General features: G+C 63.3%; 14 protein-coding genes and 1 pseudogene. 2 read left to right on the forward strand and 13 right to left on the reverse strand.

The window, feature by feature from the left end:
- Positions 1 to 15 precede the first annotated feature (15 nt).
- From NLY33_RS01990 to NLY33_RS02015, 6 genes are all read right to left on the reverse strand, one after another.
- Entirely contained in the window at positions 16 to 1131 is a 1116-nt protein-coding gene (locus NLY33_RS01990) for a DUF1513 domain-containing protein (RefSeq protein ID WP_023669540.1), read from the reverse strand.
- 3 nt (positions 1132 to 1134) lie between these two features.
- Complete coding sequence (locus NLY33_RS01995; RefSeq protein ID WP_023682016.1) at positions 1135 to 2214, reverse strand: imelysin family protein; 1080 nt, start codon at positions 2212 to 2214, stop codon at positions 1135 to 1137.
- Complete coding sequence (locus tag NLY33_RS02000) at positions 2214 to 3803, reverse strand: di-heme oxidoreductase family protein (RefSeq protein WP_023703488.1); 1590 nt, start codon at positions 3801 to 3803, stop codon at positions 2214 to 2216. Before NLY33_RS02000 ends, NLY33_RS01995 begins: the two co-directional genes overlap by 1 nt.
- 12 nt (positions 3804 to 3815) lie before the next feature.
- Positions 3816 to 4301: a bacterioferritin gene (bfr, locus tag NLY33_RS02005; protein ID WP_023669537.1), complete on the reverse strand. Its 486-nt coding sequence runs from the start codon at positions 4299 to 4301 to the stop codon at positions 3816 to 3818.
- Positions 4267 to 4578 carry a (2Fe-2S)-binding protein gene (locus tag NLY33_RS02010; protein WP_023669536.1) on the reverse strand — a complete coding sequence of 104 codons (312 nt, stop codon included), beginning with the start codon at positions 4576 to 4578 and terminating at the stop codon, positions 4267 to 4269. The genes bfr and NLY33_RS02010 overlap by 35 nt, the downstream gene beginning before the upstream one ends.
- Positions 4579 to 4690: 112 nt before the next feature.
- Positions 4691 to 5983, reverse strand: a complete 1293-nt coding sequence (locus tag NLY33_RS02015) for an imelysin family protein (RefSeq protein ID WP_023703489.1) — start codon at positions 5981 to 5983, stop codon at positions 4691 to 4693.
- A 491-nt stretch (positions 5984 to 6474) separates the two neighbouring features.
- On the opposite strand from NLY33_RS02015, the gene NLY33_RS02020 reads away from it, so the two are divergent.
- Positions 6475 to 7728 (forward strand): NAD(P)/FAD-dependent oxidoreductase, encoded by a 1254-nt coding sequence (locus NLY33_RS02020; protein WP_023708184.1) that lies wholly within the window; start codon positions 6475 to 6477, stop codon positions 7726 to 7728.
- Positions 7729 to 7857: 129 nt separating this feature from the next.
- Here the strand turns inward: NLY33_RS02020 and NLY33_RS02025 are convergent, their stop codons facing one another.
- Positions 7858 to 9135 carry a 4-aminobutyrate--2-oxoglutarate transaminase gene (locus NLY33_RS02025; protein ID WP_023699447.1) on the reverse strand — a complete coding sequence of 426 codons (1278 nt, stop codon included), beginning with the start codon at positions 9133 to 9135 and terminating at the stop codon, positions 7858 to 7860.
- Between the two features lie 195 nt (positions 9136 to 9330).
- Here NLY33_RS02025 and NLY33_RS02030 point away from each other — a divergent pair.
- Positions 9331 to 10114 (forward strand): annotated as a pseudogene (locus NLY33_RS02030) (efflux RND transporter permease subunit); the annotation flags it as partial.
- Between the two features lie 12 nt (positions 10115 to 10126).
- On the opposite strand, the gene NLY33_RS02035 reads toward NLY33_RS02030, so the two are convergent.
- The 6 genes from NLY33_RS02035 to NLY33_RS02060 are packed head-to-tail and all read right to left on the reverse strand — an operon-like array spanning position 10127 to position 15744.
- Positions 10127 to 10465, reverse strand: coding sequence for a DUF2185 domain-containing protein (locus NLY33_RS02035; RefSeq protein ID WP_023696743.1), 339 nt, complete (start codon positions 10463 to 10465; stop codon positions 10127 to 10129).
- Between the two features lie 38 nt (positions 10466 to 10503).
- Positions 10504 to 11253, reverse strand: coding sequence for an ABC transporter ATP-binding protein (locus NLY33_RS02040; protein WP_023669527.1), 750 nt, complete (start codon positions 11251 to 11253; stop codon positions 10504 to 10506).
- Positions 11250 to 12086 carry an ABC transporter ATP-binding protein gene (locus tag NLY33_RS02045; RefSeq protein ID WP_023682023.1) on the reverse strand — a complete coding sequence of 279 codons (837 nt, stop codon included), beginning with the start codon at positions 12084 to 12086 and terminating at the stop codon, positions 11250 to 11252. Before NLY33_RS02045 ends, NLY33_RS02040 begins: the two co-directional genes overlap by 4 nt.
- A 10-nt stretch (positions 12087 to 12096) precedes the next feature.
- Positions 12097 to 13017 (reverse strand): nickel transporter permease, encoded by a 921-nt coding sequence (nikC, locus tag NLY33_RS02050; protein WP_023682024.1) that lies wholly within the window; start codon positions 13015 to 13017, stop codon positions 12097 to 12099.
- Positions 13014 to 14081, reverse strand: a complete 1068-nt coding sequence (locus NLY33_RS02055; protein ID WP_023669524.1) for an ABC transporter permease — start codon at positions 14079 to 14081, stop codon at positions 13014 to 13016. Before NLY33_RS02055 ends, nikC begins: the two co-directional genes overlap by 4 nt.
- 19 nt (positions 14082 to 14100) lie before the next feature.
- The gene (locus NLY33_RS02060) at positions 14101 to 15744 is read right to left on the reverse strand and encodes an ABC transporter substrate-binding protein (RefSeq protein WP_023708185.1); all 1644 of its coding nucleotides are present in this window, start codon (positions 15742 to 15744) and stop codon (positions 14101 to 14103) included.
- Between the last annotated feature and the right edge of the window lie 53 nt (positions 15745 to 15797).

Below are 15797 nucleotides of genomic sequence, written 5' to 3' on the forward strand. Positions count from 1 at the left end.
TGCAGGCCGGACGGCTTACGCCGCTGGCGCGATGCGCAGCATGTGGTTGTCCCAGACATAGTCGGGCTCGGAGCGCGTCGCGCCGCTGCCTTCGATGATTTCGCCGGCACCCGTGGTTGCCATGAAGCCCGGGCCGTCGGGCGCCAGGCCGCAGACCTCGACCAGCGCCTTGGTGGCGACGATCTTGCCGCTGGCGGCGTCGATGACGGCCAGCGAATTGCCTTCCGGCGAAGACACCGCGACCGTGCCGGCAATCGGGTTGGCGGCGACCGAGCCGATGTAATTCCGGAAGCCGGATAGCACGTCTTGCGGCATGTCGAGCAGCTGCAGCCCCTTGCCGCGCGTGGCGCGGCCGACCAGCGGTGGCCGCTCGGTGCCCGGCCCGCGGTACTGGCAGCCGAACCAGATGGTGCCTGTGGGGTCGGCATCCATGTGGCGAATCGACAGCTGGTGCAGAGCCGGCGGCAGTTCGTGCTTTTCGATGAGATCGCCGGTTGTGCGATCGACCAGCACATAGGACGGCTTCATGGTGGCGATGTTGAGCTCGGCGCGGCCATAGTCGGGATGGGTCTCGATGCCGCCATTGGCGATGGCGATCGTCCGGCCGTCTCCGAGCAGCAAGAGCTCATGCGGCCCCATGCCATAGGTCGGAAACTCGCCGATGCGGCTGAACTTGGCCCGTGCGTCGTAGATCCCGACGACGCCGGCGGCATTGTCGAAATTGTTTTCGGTGACGTAAAGCAGCGCGCCGTCGGTGGAAAACACACCGTGGCCGAAGAAATGCCGACCGGTGATGCTGGCGATGGTCAGCGGCGGCTCGCGGCCGGCATGGTCGAAGACCACGGCGAAGGTGCCGGGTTGCCGGGCGAAGACCACGGAGCGCTTCGAGACCGGATCGAAGGTGACGTCGTGGCCACGGTCGGGCAGGTCGATCGCATGCAATACTTTTCCGGCTTCCGACAACACAGCGGCGCCAAAGCTGCCGTCGCGCTTGACGAAGGCGGTGGCAAAGACGGCATCGGCGGCAAGCGTGTCCGCCCAGGCCCGCGGCGCCATTGACGCGACGAAGCCGGCGCCGGCAGCTCTGAGAAAATCGCGGCGGTCCATCAGCGGCGTGCGTGTCGCAACCATTGGTCAGTCCCCGTCCAGTGACGAAAAGCCGGCGGTCAGGCCGAACTCGGCGGTTAGCCGGGTGCCGATCAAGCCCGACAGGCTGGAGGTGATCAGCGCGAAATGTTCGAGTTTTCCGCGCTCCGCGGGATCGGCGAGCGTCTTGTCGATCCGACCCTGGATGGATTTGGCAGTGGCAACGCCATTGATGAGCTGGATATGGATGGATTCCGCCATCCATCTGCTATCCTCGGGCAGCGCGTCGCCGAGCTTCGAGGCCTGGAACAGCGCATCAATGCCGGAGAGGTTGCCGGCTAATGAAAGGCCGGTGTTTTGCGAGCGCCAGTAGATCGCTTGCCTCGGCTTGTCACCCTGCGGTTTGGCGCCGAGAAAACCTTTGAGGCGCACGTCGCGCACCATTTCGAGTTCATTGATGAACACGCCGACCAATTCGGTCACCGCTTCAGTGCCGTCGCGGTAAAGCGCATTGTCGGGTCCGGGATTGGCCCACAGGCCTGCAAAACCGTCCGGTTTTTTCCAGGCGGCGTCGACATCGGCCGCCATGGTCTCGATATTCTTGGCGATCGCCGCGCCATAGGCGCAGCGATAGGGCTCGTCCTTGCCGACGAGCGTCTCGGCGCCGTCGCCGTAAAGCACGAACTCAAGCGCCCCTAATCCCTGCATCGCGACACTCTTGCCCGCCAGCTGCGCCGGATCGGTGGCGGTCGGATCCTTGCCGGCCAGCGCCGCCTGCACCTGCTTCAGGCCGATGCTCTTTCGGTCCGGCCAGTAGAGCATGCGCTCCAGCCGGTTGTTCTCCTTGATTGGCCCGAAGCCGATGATTTCAGCCGACGACCAGGCTGCGACCGTGGCCGAGAATCCGGCATGCGCGGCATCGAGGTTACCCTGCGACGGCGCCTGGCAGAGCGCGTCCATGGCCTTCGCCAAGGTGCCGGCATGGCCATGCAGGCTGGCATAGGCGGGGCGGACAAAGCCGTCGATCGCTCTTTGGATCACGTCGGAGGCTTTCACCGAGGCCGATGCCGGGGACGCACCGAACAGAGCCAATGGGAGGAGTAGAACAGGCAAAACCCGCTTGAGCATCAGAATGACTCCAGGAATTTGATGAGAGCATCGCGGTCGGCCGTATTGGCGGCGGCGAAGCGATCGCGCGCTTTCTGCCCCTCGCCACCATGCCACAGGATCGCTTCGGCAAGCGTGCGCGCACGCCCGTCATGCAGGAAGAAAGCGTTGCCGTTGACGGTCTTTGTCAGGCCGATGCCCCATAGCGGCGGGGTGCGCCATTCACTGCCCGTGGCATCGCCCACCGCCTGGCCGTCGGCAAGGCCAGGCCCCATGTCGTGCAGCAGAAAGTCGGAATAGGGCCAGATCAGTTGGAACGCCTGCGCCTTGTTCCCGCGCATGGTGACGAATTTCGGCGTATGACAGGCAATGCAGCCCATCTCGTAGAACAGCTTCTTGCCGGCGAGCACGGCGGGTGCGCCGACATCGCGCCGCGCCGGCACCGCAAGGTTCTGCGAATAGAAGGTGACGAGGTCCATCACCGGTGGTGGCGCCTCGACCGGGCCGAGCCGCTTCTGCACGCCATTGGGCATGGCCAAACAGGCCTCTTCGGCTGCGGTGCAATCGCCCCAGTGACTGGGCTCTTCCGGCGTCGAAATGCCGATGTCGCCGGCAAAGGCGTCCGCCGCCTGCTGGCGGATCGACGCGGTCTGGGCCTTCCAACCGAAGCGGCCAAGCGTCAGTTGCCCACTGCTGAGGTCACGCACCATGTTGGGCTTGCCGGAAATGCCGTCGCGGTCGTCGGGATCGGCATGGGCAAGGAGGTCGGCCGGCGCGATCTGCTCGATCAGGCCAAGGCCGATCATTGGCGGCGTCAGGCGCGGCGACAGCGTGGTGCGCGGGTCAAGCGGGCCGTAGCCAAGCCCGTCGACCGAATAGCTCGGCTTGCGCAGCCAAACCAGGCTGCCGTCGCCGAGCGTGACCTTTTCCTCGCGATAGTCGACATACATGCGGCCTTCGCCCTTGAGGCCGGGCACCGCCAGTCCCTGCAACTGCGCGCCGTAGACCGGATCGGGGAAGTTCAGCACCTTGTGCGCGGCGATCTCGGTCTTTTCCTCGGCCGTGCTCGCATCGCGCGCTAGCCGCAGGAACATCGACGTGGTGCGGCTGTCGGCGGCCGGCGGGCGGCCGCGGCCATCCTTCAAATGGCAATTCTGGCAGGCGCGCTCGTTGAACAGGGGTCCGAGACCGTCCGAGGCCTGGGTCGAGGATGGCGACGACACCCAGTTCTTGCGGAAAAGCGCATTGCCGAGCTTGAAATTGCCCTGTTCCTCGAAGGTAATGTTTTCAGAGGGTTGCGAGAAGGCGTCGCGGTCGACCTGCTTGCGCGACGTGCCGGCGCCGCCTTGCATCGTTTCGAAGGATTCGGGCTTGGAGAAATCCTGGGTTGGCCTGGTAACTGCAAGGACGCGGGCCTGGTCCTTCGGCGTCAGGTCGGTGCGGCTCGTGGCGAGGCCGACCGGTTCCGACGATCCGGCCAGGGCCGGGGCCAAAATTGCCGCCAGGGTTACAACCGAAAGCCCGCGAAAGGCCTGATATCGCGGGTTTTTGAGGAGCAGCGGGCCGGCGGCCCGCCGCAAGCGGCGCAGAATATCTATGGGGCGCCGCATTCCTGCATGGTCCTATTCCGCCTCGTCCGCCGATGCGGCGTTGAGCTGGCCGTATTTTTCCTCGCCGATCGAGGCAAGGAGGTCGAGCTGCGTCTCGAGGAAGTCGATGTGACCTTCCTCATCCGCCAGCAATTCCTCGAACAGCTTCATCGTCACGTAGTCGCCGGCTTCGTTGCAGATCTCGCGCGAACGCTTGTAGGCGGTGCGTGCGTCATATTCGCCGGCGAGATCGGATTCGAGCACTTCCTTGACGTTCTGGCCGATGCGCAACGGCGCCACGGACTGCAAATTGGGATGCCCTTCGAGGAAGATGATACGGGCCACCAGCCGGTCGGCATGGTGCATCTCCTCGATCGATTCGGCGCGTTCCTTCTTTGCCAGCTTGGCATATCCCCAATCTTCGAGCAGGCGGAAATGCACCCAGTATTGATTGACGGCGCCAAGCTCCAGGAACAGAGCCTCGTTAAGCCGCTCGATGATCTGCGGTTCGCCTTTCATGGATTCTGCTCCCATATTGGACGCGCAGGCCTCTGACGCGATCCAGGTGTGAAACGATGTCCACGCCGCTCGCCTCCGAACGGGTGTGGTAATTTTCGGTGACCCGAATGATCGTTTCGACCACATTTGGGAAGCAGCCGCAACAGCGACCGCGCTTTTGCATCGTGTGATAGACCTTCGCCGGCACGATCAGTTGCCAGGGGTCCTGATCCAGCAGATCGACGATCGTCTGCTCAATCTCCTTTTCGGTGATGATGTTGCAATGGCAGATCAGCATGGATTGGCTCTGGCTGACGGCGCCCCTCCGCGCCGTTTGGCTGGTGGTACGTCTTAGTTGAGCATGACCTTTTCCGAAAACCGGCTTCCACTTTTCGGGGTCATGCTCGCGGCTACTTGAACACCTTGTCCGGTGCGTCGAGGCTGTCGGACCCCTCGAAGGCTATGTTGTTCAGCTTCAGCGCGCCGACGGCGCGTTCGATCGACTTGGTCTGGTCGACCAGCGCGTCGATTGCCGCTTGCACGGTAGCATTGCCTTCGGTGTTGCCCTCGGCGATCTGCTGGTCGTAGGCCTCGCCGGCCACTCCCCGCGCCTTGATCGCCTCCATCTTGGCGACCGAGACATCGAGCTTGTCGTACAGTTCCTTGTCGATCGCCGGATCGGCCGCCTTGACCATATCGTGCACCGACGGGCCTGAAACGACGGCGCCGTCGGTGCGCGTGTAGCTGGCGAGATAGGCGGCGCGGATGCCGATGGCGTCATAGAGATGCGAGTTGTAGGTATTATCCGAGAAGCAGTCGTGCTCCTCTTCGGGATCTTGCAGCAGCAGGCCGAGTTTCATGCGCTCCCCGGCCAGTTCGCCGTAGGACAGCGAGCCCATGCCGGTGAAGATCACCGAGATAGCGGTGTTCGGCTGGCCATCGACGAGGTTCTTGCGGGCGGCGCCGTCTTCCTTCCAGTTGCCGACCATCTCCTGCAGGTCGGAGACCAGAAGATCGCTGGCCGACTTCAGATACTCGGCCCGGCGATCGCAATTGCCGCCGGTGCAGTTCTTGAGGTCATAGTCGGTGTACGGACGCTCGCCGGCGCCCGGGCCGGTGCCGTGCAAATCCTGGCCCCAGAGCAGGAATTCGATGGCGTGATAGCCGGTGGCGACATTGGCCTCGATGCCGCCGGCCTCCTGCAGCGTGCCGGAGAGGAATTCCGGCGTCAGCCTGGAGGCGTCGACCTTCTTGCCGTTGATCTCGATTTCCTTGTTGGCGATGACATTGGCGGTGTAGAGCGCGTTGGCGTCGGACTCGGTGCCGTAGCTCTTGGCGACGTAGTCGATCAGCCCTTCGTCCAGCGGCCAGGAGTTCACCTTGCCTTCCCAGTCGTCGACGATCTTGTTGCCGAAGCGGTAGACCTCGGTCTGCTGGTAGGGCACGCGCGACGCCTTCCAGGCATCGCGGGCGGCATTCAGCGTGTCCGCCGACGGGTTGGCAAGCAGCGCGTCAATAGCCTTGTCGAGTGCCTGCGCCGTGGTCAGCGAATCCTCGTACTTGGCCAGCGCGATGTCGGAATAGGTCTTGATGACCGCCTTGGCATCGATCTCCGCCGCTTTGGCCGGCAGGATGAAAACCGCCGCCGTCAACATAGCCGTGGCACCGATCGCAGCCAGCCTGCCGCCATATCGCGCTGTCATCATCATTCTCCAGTTCAAAGGGAATTCGGTAAAAGGCGCGCGTGCCAAACGGTGCCAAGACATAGGCATGCCGTAGGTCACGACAGATGCCGCGCCGCTCTGCGGCTCACGGAAGAAAGACACCAAATGCCTCCAATCGAACGGGTTCAAGGCCCAAACATCAAAGGGATGCGCTGACGCGCGAGCCTCCATAAAACGATGGCGAGGCCGGAAGTCAACTGGTGAGCCTTAGAAAATTCAATTGAAACAACAGTTTAGAATTATTCTAAACTAGGACTGTCAACTTTAAATCGTATAGCCAGCAGCCAAGATGAGAGACGGCGCGATTGACAAGCGACCGTTCCGGGTGCGACCCGGACCGGGGCTCTTGCGACGGCGGCAGACAATCGCCATCTGGCGGAACGGCTCACAATCAAAGCATGATGTCGTCCGAAAACCGCTTCACACTTTCGGCATCATGCTCCAGATTTGAAACAGGAATTCGGTTTGCGATGAAGAACGGGGTCGTCATTCTCGGTGCGGGTCATGCGGGCGTGCAAGCGGCCGCCAGCCTGCGCGAGGAAGGCTATGACGGGCCTGTCGTACTGATCGGCGACGAAACCGATCTGCCCTATCACAAGCCACCGCTGTCGAAGACCTTCATCAAGGACGCCGATGCCAAGCCGCAACCCTTGCGCGGCGAGGCCTTTTACACCGGCAGCGCCATCGACTTCAGGCCGGGCGTCCGAATCGACAGCATCGATACGGCAGGCCGCAAGCTGGACATAGCAGGCGGCGGCGTGCTGCCGTTCGACCGGCTCATCCTGGCCACCGGTTCGCGGCCGCGGCTCCTGCCGCTGCCGGGCGCCGACCTCTCGGGCGTGCTGTCGCTGCGCTCGATCGCCGATGCGCGGCTGATCCGCCAGCTCAGCGCCCAAAGCGAAGACGTGGTCATCCTCGGCGGCGGCTTCATCGGGCTGGAGATCGCGGCTACGCTGAGGGCCGCCGGCCGCAACGTCACCCTGGTCGAGGCTGTCGACCGGCTGCTTGGCCGCGCCGTGGCGCCGGTGGTGGCGAGCCATGTCCGCCAACGGCTGGAGGCGATCGGCGTGCGTATCCTCACCGGCACCACCATTGCCAGGCTGGAAGGGGAAAACGGCCATGTCTGCGCTGCCATCACCTCCACCGGCGAAAGGCTGCCCGCGCGCATGGTCATCGTCGGCATCGGCGCCGTGCCGAATGTCGAACTTGCTCAGGCTGCCGGACTGACTGTCGCCAATGGCATCCGCGTCGACCAACAGATGCGCACCTCAGTGCCTGATATTCTGGCCATCGGCGACGCCGCTTCCTACCGCCACTGGTCGACCGGCGGCGACGTGCGGCTGGAATCGGTGCAGAACGCCACCGACCAGGCGCGGCTTGCCGCACGCACGATCACCGGCCATACGGACGCCTATGCGGCGGTGCCGTGGTTCTGGTCTGACATCGGCGACATGAAACTGCAGATGGTCGGGCTGACCTCGGGCGGCGACAGCCATGTCGTGCTGGGCGACCTCGCTGAGAACAAGTTCTCGATCTACCACTATGCTGGAAGCCGGCTGCTCGGCATCGAATCCGTCAACAGGCCGGGCGACCATATGCTGGGCCGCAAGATGCTCGGGGCCGGGTTTTCGCCGATGGCGCAGACTGTTGCGGAAGGGCCTGATGGGCTGAAGGCGGCGCTGGCCGCGTTCCAGCAGGATGAGCCGGCACGGGCTGCGGGCTAGACGCACTTACCCTCCCCCTTGTGGGGAGGGTCGCTGCGAAGCAGCGGGGTTGGGGTCGGCGCGAGGCCCCCACCCGGACCTGCGGTCCGACCTCCCCACAAGGGCCCAAGGGGGAGGTAGGGGTTTGCGCTAGGCAGCGCAGACTTCGCGGATCGAGCTTTCCAGAATGTCGAGCGCCTCGTTCATGACATTGTCCTGGATGGTGATCGGAGCCAGGAAACGGATGACGTTGCCGTAGACGCCGCAGGTCAGCAGGATCAGCCCCTTGTCGAGCGCCTTCAGCCGGATCGCATTGGCGATCTCGGCCGACGGCAGGCCCTTCTTGACGTCGTTGAATTCGACCGCGTTCATGAAGCCGAGACCCCTGATGTCGACAATCTCGGGCACATCGTCGCGGATCGACTGCAGCCGCTGTTTCAGCCGGGCGCCCAGCGTATTGGCGCGGTCGCACAGCTTTTCGTCCTCGATTACGTCGAGCACGGCGTGTGCTGCGGCGACACCGATCGGGCTGCCGCCATAGGTGCCGCCGAGCCCGCCAGGACCGGGCGCATCCATGATCTCGGCGCGGCCGGTGACCGCCGCCAGCGGGAAGCCGCCGGCCAGGCTTTTCGCCATGGTGGTAATGTCGGCCGCGACCTCATGATGATCCATGGCGAACATCTTGCCGGTGCGGGCAAAGCCGGTCTGCACCTCATCGGCGATCAGCAGCATGCCGTGCTGGTCGCAGAGCTTGCGCAGCGCCGTCAGGAATTCGCGCGGCGCGTCGTAGAAGCCGCCCTCGCCCTGGACCGGCTCGATGATGATGGCGGCAACGCGAGCCGGATCGACATCGGCCTTGAACAGTTTGTCGAGTGCGACCAGCGAATCGGCTGTAGACACGCCGTGCAGCGGCACCGGAAACGGCGCGTGGTAGACGTCGCCCGGCATGGCGCCGAAGCCGACCTTGTAGGGCACGACCTTGCCGGTCAGCGCCATGCCCATGAAGGTGCGGCCGTGGAAGCCGCCGGCAAAGGCGATGACGGCTTGGCGGCCAGTGGCGTTGCGGGCGATCTTGATGGCGTTCTCGACCGCTTCAGCACCCGTAGTGACGAAGATGGTCTTCTTCTCGAACTTGCCGGGCAGCATGCCGTTCAGCCGTTCGGCCAGCCTGACATAGCTCTCATAGGGCACGACCTGGTGGCAGGTATGGGTGAAGCGGTCGAGCTGTGCCTTGACCGCCTCGATCACCCTGGGATGGCGGTGGCCGGTGTTGACGACGGCGATACCGGAGGAGAAATCGATGTATCGGCGGCCTTCTACATCCCAGATCTCCGAATTCTCGGCGCGGTCGGCATAGATCTGCGTCGTCATGCCGACGCCGCGCGAGATCGACTGGTTCTTGCGCTCAGAAATGGCTGCGTTCTTCATTTCGTCCCTCATCGGGCCGACGCCCGTTCTCGTTAGATGAATGCCAAGGCCTCTTCTGACCTTATTTCACGTTTTCCTCAAGTTGGCACCGCCGCCGGGCGATTGGGCCTGTCGTCGATGCGGGCCACTTCGACAGACCGGTCTTAACCAGCCGACCGATACACGTACGGGGCAGTCCGTGACAGCTCACCCGTCACCGGGAACGGCGAAGCGATCCCGCTCGCCGCGGTGGCGAACTTCCGCTACGACCTCGAACAGCCGACGGTGTGGCGGCGCAACCGCATCCCGACGATCACCGTTCGCGCAGGCCTCGTTGGCGACGTGCTGCCGGCCACCGTCGTCAACGAATTGAAGCCGTCGGTCGACGCCTTCATCGCCAAACTGCCGCCCGGCTATTCCGTTGCAACCGCCGGCTCGGTCGAGGAAAGCGCCAAAAGCCAGGGACCGATCGCAGCGGTGGTGCCGCTGATGCTGTTCGTGATGGCGACCATCCTGATGATCCAGTTGCAAAGTTTTCAGCGCCTGTTCCTGGTCGTGGCGGTGGCGCCGCTCGGCCTGATCGGCGTGGTCGCGGCCCTGGTGCCGAGCGGCGCACCGCTCGGCTTCGTCGCCATTCTGGGCGTCCTGGCGCTGATCGGCATCCTGATCCGCAACTCAGGTGATCCTGATCGTGCAGATCGAGGATCTGGTGGCCGAGGGCCAAGACCGCTGGGAAGCCGTGATCGAAGCGACCGAGCACCGCATGCGGCCGATCGCGCTGACGGCCGCGGCCGCCAGCCTAGCGCTGATCCCGATCGCGCGCGAAGTGTTCTGGGGCCCGATGGCCTACGCCATGATGGGCGGCATCATCGCCGGCACGGCGATCACGCTGCTGTTCCTGCCGGCGCTTTATGTGACGTGGTTCAGGATCAAGGAGCCTAAGCAGGGGGACGAACCATCTGTTCCGGAGAACGGCGAACTGGCGCAAGACCCCGCTTAAGGCTTTGCCGGATCATTCGTTATCGTTAGAGGGTTCGGGGCGCGATTTCGCTCGCTGCCATGGCGATGATTTTGACGTCCGCCAAGCATGCCAGCCTTTTGGCAAGTCGGCCAATGCCAGGATGCTTTCATCCTGCTGCACCACCTCTTGCAGGCCAACGAGCATTATCTCGCGTTCATCCCAATCTCGAGAGTCGCTGCTATAGAATTGCCAACTGCCCCCTTCATCGTTGTAGTTCTCGTCATCGTCAGCTTCATGCACAACGTATGCGATCCAGTCGCCCCGTTTGAATATGCTCTTGTCCGATAGCACCGCGACATTGGGCGGATCTGCAAACTTCCATTCTTCCATGGAATTCCCCAAGCGATTATTCTGCGGAAGAAACTAGTTCACGCCGTCCGAACAAACCCCTCGCTCGCCCTAAGCAAATTGCGTGTGTAATCCTTCTCCACGCGGTGCCCGATCAGCTGGCCCGCCGTCAGGTTCTCCACCGCTTCGCCATTCTGCATCACCATCAGGCGCTCGCACATATGGGTGATGATGGCGAGGTCGTGGCTGACCATCAGGAAGGTCAGCTTGCGCCGACGGCGAACCTCTTCCAGCAGGTTGAGCACTTCGGCCTGCACCGAAGCGTCGAGCGCCGAGGTTGGTTCGTCGAGCAGCAGGATCGACGGTTCGAGGATGAGCGCCCGCGCGATCGCCACGCGCTGACGCTGACCGCCGGAGAGCTGGTGCGCGTAGCGGAAACGGAAACCGTTGCCTAATCCGACCTCGTCGAGGGCGCGCTGGATGCGTTGCTCGCCATCGGCAAAGCCGTGAATGGCGAGCGGTTCCTGTAGCAGGCGGTCGACGGTCTGACGCGGGTGCAGCGAACCATAGGGGTCCTGGAAGACCATCTGCACTTCGCGATAAAAAGCCTTGTCGCGGCGCGCTCCCAGCGTCTTGCCATTGACCGTGATAGTACCGGATGCGACAGGCACCAGGCCGGCAATGGCTTTGAGCAGCGTCGACTTGCCGGAACCGCTCTCGCCGACCAGGCCGAAGGATTCGCCGGACTTCACCTCGAGGTTCGCCCCTTTCAGCGCGCGAAAACGGTCGAACACCACCTCCAGCCCTTCAATCGAAATGGCTGGCGTCATGCCGCCCACTCCGGCTTGCGGTCGAGCACCGGCAGCGGGTGGCGTTCGTAGCCGATCCTGGGCATGCAGTTGAGCAGGCCGCGCGTGTAGGGATGCTGGGCGTCGCGCAGCTCCGACGCCTTGAGCTGCTCGACCACCTTGCCGGCATACATGACGATGACGCGGTCGCAGAAGGAGGCGACCAGCCGCAGATCGTGCGAGATGAAGATCAGGCCCATGCCGCGCTCACTGACCAAGCGGTCGAGGATGCCGAGCACATCGAGCTGCACGGTGACGTCGAGCGCCGAGGTCGGCTCGTCGGCGATCATCAGTTCCGGTCCGGCGATCAGCATCATTGCGATCATGGCGCGCTGGCCCATCCCGCCGGACACCTCGTGCGGATGCAGGTCGAAGACACGCGAGGGATCGCGGATCTGCACAGCTTCCAGCATGGCCAGCGCCCGCTCGCGCGCTTCGGCCTTGGAGACCTTTTCATGCGTGCGCAGCGTCTCGACGATCTGGCGGCCGATGCTCATCACGGGGTCGAGCGAATATTTCGGATCCTGCAGGATCATGGCGATGCGTTTGCCGCGCAGCGCCCGGCGCTGACGGGCCGGTATGGCCAGAAGGTCGATGCCGTCGAGGGCGAGCTTCTTGGCCGACACAAGGGCCTGCGGCGGCGTCAGCCCCATGATGGCGCGGCCGGTCTGCGACTTGCCGGAGCCGCTTTCGCCGACAATGCCCAGCCGCTCTCGGCCAAGCGAAAAGGTGACGCCGCGCACCGCCTGGATGAGGCCGGTCCGAGTCGGGAAGGTGACGCGCAGGTCGTCGACATCGAGAAGTGCACCGCTCATTGGTCACCACTCATTGGTCGCCACTCCGGGGATCGAGCGCATCGCGCAGGCCGTCGCCCAGCAGGTTGAAGCCGAGACTGACGATCAGGATGGCGAAGCCGGGCGCGCCGGCCACCCACCATTGGTCGAGCACGAAGCGACGGCCGGACGCGATCATGGTGCCCCATTCCGGCAGCGGCGGCTGCGCGCCGAGGCCAAGGAAGCCGAGGCCGGCGGCGGTGAGGATGATGCCGGCCATGTCGAGCGTCACCCGGATGATGAGCGAAGAGATGCATAGCGGCATGATGTGGCGCAGCACGATGCGGAACGGAGAGGCGCCCATCAATTGCACCGCCTTGATGTAATCCGAATTGCGCACGGTCATCGTCTCGGCCCGCGCAATTCGGGCGTAAGGCGGCCACGAGGTGATGGCGATGGCCAGCACCGCGTTTTCGATGCCGGGGCCAAGGGCCGCGACAAAGGCCAGCGCCAGGATCAGCTTGGGAAAGGCGAGGAAGATGTCGGTAATGCGCATCAGAATGGCATCGGTCCAGCCGCCGGCATAGCCGGCGACGGTGCCGACCAAAAGGCCGATGGGGGCTGCGATGACGGCGACAAGAATGACGACGTAGAGCGTCCAGCGCGAGCCGAAAAGAATGCGCGAATAGATATCGCGGCCGAGATCGTCGGTGCCGAACCAATGCGCCGCACTCGGCGCCAAAAGCCGCGCGTTCTTGAGATCGCCGATGGTCGGCGAATAGGGCGCCAGCACATCGGCAAAGGCGGCGACCAGCAGCAGCGCGATGATGATGAGCAGGCCGAGAAACGCCAGCCGGTTGGCGGAAAAGCGCCGCCAGGCGACATAGGCGCGGCCGAGCCTTGCCTGCATGCGCGAGGCCGGCCGATCGCTGAGCAGCCAATCGCGGCGCGTTTGGATTGCTTCGGCGCTCATCCTGTCTTCGTCCTCGGATCGAGCACCTTGTAGAGAACATCGGACAGGAGATTGATGCCGATGAACACCGAACCGATGACGATGGTGCCGCCGAGCACGGCGTTCATGTCGGCGTTCTGCAGCGAATTGGTGATGTAGAGGCCGATGCCGGGCCAGGAGAACACCGTCTCGGTCAGCACCGAACCTTCGAGCAGCCCGGCATAGGACAGCGCGATCACCGTGACCATCGGCACCGCGGCGTTGCGCAGCGCATGGCCCCAGATGATTCGCGTTTCAGACAGGCCCTTGGCGCGCGCGGCGACGATGTATTCCTGCGACAGCTCGTTCAGCATGAAGGAGCGCGTCATTCGGCTGATATAGGCGAGCGAGAAATAGCCCAGCAGCCCTGCCGGCAGGATGATGTGGCGGTAAGCGTCGTAGAAGACATCCCACTGGCCCTGCAGCGCGGCGTCGAGCAGGTAGAAGCCGGTGATCGGTGTGAATGTGTACTCGTAGACGATGTCGAGGCGGCCGGGAAAAGCTACCCATTGGAGCTTGGCGTAGAACAGGACAAGCCCCAGAAGCCCGATCCAGAAGATAGGCACGGAATAGCCAATCAGGCCGACAATGCGAACGATCTGGTCGATGAGACTGCCGCGTTTTACCGCTGCCAGCACGCCGAGCGGCACGCCGATCAACGAGCCTATCAGAGTGCCCAGCGTCGCCAGTTCGATCGTTGCCGGAAAGGCGCGGCGGATGTCGGTCATCACCGGATTGGTGGTCAGCACCGAGGTGCCGAAATCACCGTTCAGCGCATGCTTGAGATAGATATAGAATTGCTCGATCAACGGAAGATCGAGCCCCATCTCGCGGCGGGTGCGCTCGACGACATTGGCCGGTGCGCGGTCGCCGAGCACCGCCAGCACCGGATCGATCGGGATGACGCGGCCGATGAAAAAGGTCACCGCGAGCAGGCCGAGATAGGTGGTGACGGCGATGACCAGGAAGCGGCCGATCGCCAACAAGATAGCGACGGCGCGGGCGCTTCCCTGCCCCGCCGTCGCCTGGTTTTCAATCGCGCTCATCAGGGCGCGTCCGCCGGCGCTATTCCTTGGAGACCGGGCCGACGAAGTTGGTGTCGAAGCTCGGACCGAGCGCAAAGCCTTTCAGGTTTTTGCGCAGGCCTGCCACTTCCAATTGCTGGTGGATGATGACGAAGGGGCTGGTGTCGAGGATCGTCTTTTCAAGGCTCTTGTACATATCGGCGCGCTTGCCGGCATCCTTCTCCAGCAAGGCTGCTTCGGTCTGCTTTGTCAGGTCCGGGATGTCCCAGGCATTGCGCCAGGCCAGCGTCTTGGTCTTGCCTTCATCCGAATTGTCCGGGTTTGAGGCAAAGGTCTGGGCGTTGGAGTTCGGATCGAAATAGTCCTGGCCCCACTGGCCGATATAGATGTCATGATTGCGGGCGCGGTATTTGGTCAGCGTCTGCTTGCCGTCGCCGGGGATAATTTCCAGCTTGATGCCGGCTTGGCCAAGCGTCTGCTGGATCGATTCCGCCATGCCGGTGGTCGGCTGTCCCGTGCGTACGTCCATGGTTACACTGAAGCCGTCGGCCAGGCCGGCCTTGGTCAGCAGTTCCTTGGCCTTGGCGACGTCGAACTTGAACGGATTTTCGTCCAGTTCGCCCAGAACGCCCTTGGGCAGGAAGGTCTGGTGAATCTCGCCAATGCCCTTGAGGATGGTCGTGCTCAGCGCATCGTAGTCGACCAGATATTTGAACGCCTGGCGAACCTCGGGCTTGGCGAGGTTCGGATTCTTCTGGTTGAGGCTGATATAATAGACCGTGCCCTTCGGCGCGCTGGTCGTGGTGAGATCGGCATTCTTGGCGATGGCGTCGAGATCGTTCGGCTCGAGGTTGCGGGCAACGTCGATGTCGCCTGCTTCGAGCGCCAGGCGCTGTGCCGAGCTTTCCTTCATGTTGCGGTAGATGACGCGGGCGAGCTTGGCCTTCTCGCCATTGTAATTGTCGTTGCGCTCGAGCACGACGACCTCATTGGCCCGCCATTCGCGCAGCTTGTAGGCGCCGGAGCCGGCATAACCGGTCTTCAGGAAGGCGTTGCCGAAATCGTTGTCCCATTTGTAGTCGGCACTCGGCGTCACCGCGGCGACATGTTCCTTGACCAGCTTTGCGTCGACGACCGAAGCGACCGTTGCCGACAGGCAGTTTAACACGAAGCTCGGCGCATAGGCCTTGTCGACGGTGAACTGGAAGGTGGTGTCGTCGACGGCCTTGGCCTTGTCGGCGACGTTGTCGCCGCTGATGCCGAACTGGTTGATGATGAATGCTGGCGGCTTGTCCAGCTTGATGGCGCGCTCGAAGGAATAGGCGACATCGCCGGCTGTCAGTGGATTGCCCGAAGCGAACTTTAGGCCGGGCTTGAGCTTGAACGTATAGACCAGGCCGTCGTCGGAGACGGTCCAGCTCTCGGCAAGGTCGCCCTTGACCTTGGAGGTGTCGCTGAGGTCGAGGCGGACCAGCAGATCATAGGTGTTGCCGGTGACTTCGGCGGTCGACAGTTCGAACGCCTCGCCCGGATCCATGGAGATGATGTCGTCGATGGCAAAACCTTCGACCAGCGTGTCGGCGGGGGTCACGGCAAAGGCCGGCGCGACGCCAATGAGCAGAGCGGACATGGCAGCACCTGCGAGCCAGACGCGCGAACGTAGAGCAAACTTTTCCATCATCATGATGATTGTTCCCTGTTTTGTTGATTGTTGACCCCGAGTTCCCGGCTCAGGGC

Source organism: Mesorhizobium sp. C432A, assembly GCF_030323145.1.
Lineage (GTDB): Bacteria > Pseudomonadota > Alphaproteobacteria > Rhizobiales > Rhizobiaceae > Mesorhizobium.

What these genes read in the sequence shown, in the direction of transcription:
- NLY33_RS01990 (WP_023669540.1), bottom strand. Translation starts at nt 1,131, where the DNA reads ATGGTTGCGACACGCACGCCGCTGATGGACCGCCGCGATTTTCTCAGA.
- NLY33_RS01995 (WP_023682016.1), bottom strand. Translation starts at nt 2,214, where the DNA reads ATGCTCAAGCGGGTTTTGCCTGTTCTACTCCTCCCATTGGCTCTGTTC.
- NLY33_RS02000 (WP_023703488.1), bottom strand. Translation starts at nt 3,803, where the DNA reads ATGCGGCGCCCCATAGATATTCTGCGCCGCTTGCGGCGGGCCGCCGGC.
- bfr (WP_023669537.1), bottom strand. Translation starts at nt 4,301, where the DNA reads ATGAAAGGCGAACCGCAGATCATCGAGCGGCTTAACGAGGCTCTGTTC.
- NLY33_RS02010 (WP_023669536.1), bottom strand. Translation starts at nt 4,578, where the DNA reads ATGCTGATCTGCCATTGCAACATCATCACCGAAAAGGAGATTGAGCAG.
- NLY33_RS02015 (WP_023703489.1), bottom strand. Translation starts at nt 5,983, where the DNA reads ATGACAGCGCGATATGGCGGCAGGCTGGCTGCGATCGGTGCCACGGCT.
- NLY33_RS02020 (WP_023708184.1), top strand. Translation starts at nt 6,475, where the DNA reads ATGAAGAACGGGGTCGTCATTCTCGGTGCGGGTCATGCGGGCGTGCAA.
- NLY33_RS02025 (WP_023699447.1), bottom strand. Translation starts at nt 9,135, where the DNA reads ATGAAGAACGCAGCCATTTCTGAGCGCAAGAACCAGTCGATCTCGCGC.
- NLY33_RS02035 (WP_023696743.1), bottom strand. Translation starts at nt 10,465, where the DNA reads ATGGAAGAATGGAAGTTTGCAGATCCGCCCAATGTCGCGGTGCTATCG.
- NLY33_RS02040 (WP_023669527.1), bottom strand. Translation starts at nt 11,253, where the DNA reads ATGACGCCAGCCATTTCGATTGAAGGGCTGGAGGTGGTGTTCGACCGT.
- NLY33_RS02045 (WP_023682023.1), bottom strand. Translation starts at nt 12,086, where the DNA reads ATGAGCGGTGCACTTCTCGATGTCGACGACCTGCGCGTCACCTTCCCG.
- nikC (WP_023682024.1), bottom strand. Translation starts at nt 13,017, where the DNA reads ATGAGCGCCGAAGCAATCCAAACGCGCCGCGATTGGCTGCTCAGCGAT.
- NLY33_RS02055 (WP_023669524.1), bottom strand. Translation starts at nt 14,081, where the DNA reads ATGAGCGCGATTGAAAACCAGGCGACGGCGGGGCAGGGAAGCGCCCGC.
- NLY33_RS02060 (WP_023708185.1), bottom strand. Translation starts at nt 15,744, where the DNA reads ATGATGATGGAAAAGTTTGCTCTACGTTCGCGCGTCTGGCTCGCAGGT.